This window comes from Psychrobacter sp. (genome assembly GCF_018260395.1).
In the GTDB taxonomy this organism is placed as follows: Bacteria; Pseudomonadota; Gammaproteobacteria; order Pseudomonadales; family Moraxellaceae; genus Psychrobacter.
Genome location: NZ_JAGLBC010000156.1, coordinates 4,499 through 5,405, shown reverse-complemented (window position 1 = coordinate 5,405; position 907 = coordinate 4,499). Strand labels below are relative to the sequence as shown.

2 protein-coding genes are annotated in these 907 nt (G+C 38.3%); both read right to left on the bottom strand.

Annotated features, from left to right (window positions below; all coding sequences use genetic code 11):
- Positions 1-30 precede the first annotated feature (30 nt).
- Positions 31-204 (bottom strand): hypothetical protein, encoded by a 174-nt coding sequence (locus QZ265_RS09670; RefSeq protein ID WP_296405685.1) that lies wholly within the window; start codon positions 202-204, stop codon positions 31-33.
- 47 nt (positions 205-251) lie between these two features.
- Positions 252-907: hypothetical protein (locus QZ265_RS09665; protein WP_296405683.1), on the bottom strand; the 656-nt coding region annotated here is incomplete at its 5' end.

The following is a 907-nucleotide window of genomic DNA, read 5'->3' as shown; positions in this document are numbered from 1 at the left end:
TGATGAGGTTCGTGATTTGATTGTTATGGGCTAAAAGTGTGCGTTTGCCCTGTCTGAGGTATAAGACTGAACGTGACTAGTAGGCTCAACACCTTGTAACCGACCTAATAGCGTGCTACTTGGTGGAAATGGCATGCAACCAAAGCTGATAGTCGAGATGAATACTAAGCTCAGACAGATGAGTTTAGGGTATATAGTGTTCATAATTTTAAATACCTTATACTAAAGGCCCTTACTAACTACAGACGCTGCTAGACCCTTATTAAATTGGGGTTGTTTATCTCAAACTTTTTCAAATCTGTTTTGGCTGCGGCAATCGCTAGATCAACTACCTCAAAACTATCTGATGAACGAACTGTTTTGTAATGATCCTCGCCATACCCTGAGAGCTGATAATCACATTGCCATATACTACCAAATTGCTGAGGCTGATATATGGTTGCGGTTATTTCATGTTCAATACTATTTCCATACTCAATACCATGTTGATCCTTATAGTGGTGAGACTGTATGGCAACAATATTTTCTGGCATAGGTTTGTAAGGCTCAAATCCTAAATACTGATGTTTAATTTGTGCCGCCTCATTCCAAGATGTTGAAGAGAACACCATAACTATTTGATCATCATCTGCTATAGATTGACCAAATTCTTGTAATGTGAGTTCAGTGTTGGATTGATTAGTACTTAATTGATAAAAGGTAGCTTGTACTAGGTTATTTGGGTTGTCTAATTCATCACCAACCATAGCTAAAACCATCTGGTCATTACCATAATCTATCTTAGCCAAGGCTTCTTCTGACGTGTTCGAATTATCCAGCAACTGCTGCATAGCCTTGATTCGATACGTGACCGCTTCTTTTAATAAACAAATAAATTTGGGTGGCATATTTAAGATAAGTGTTGGGT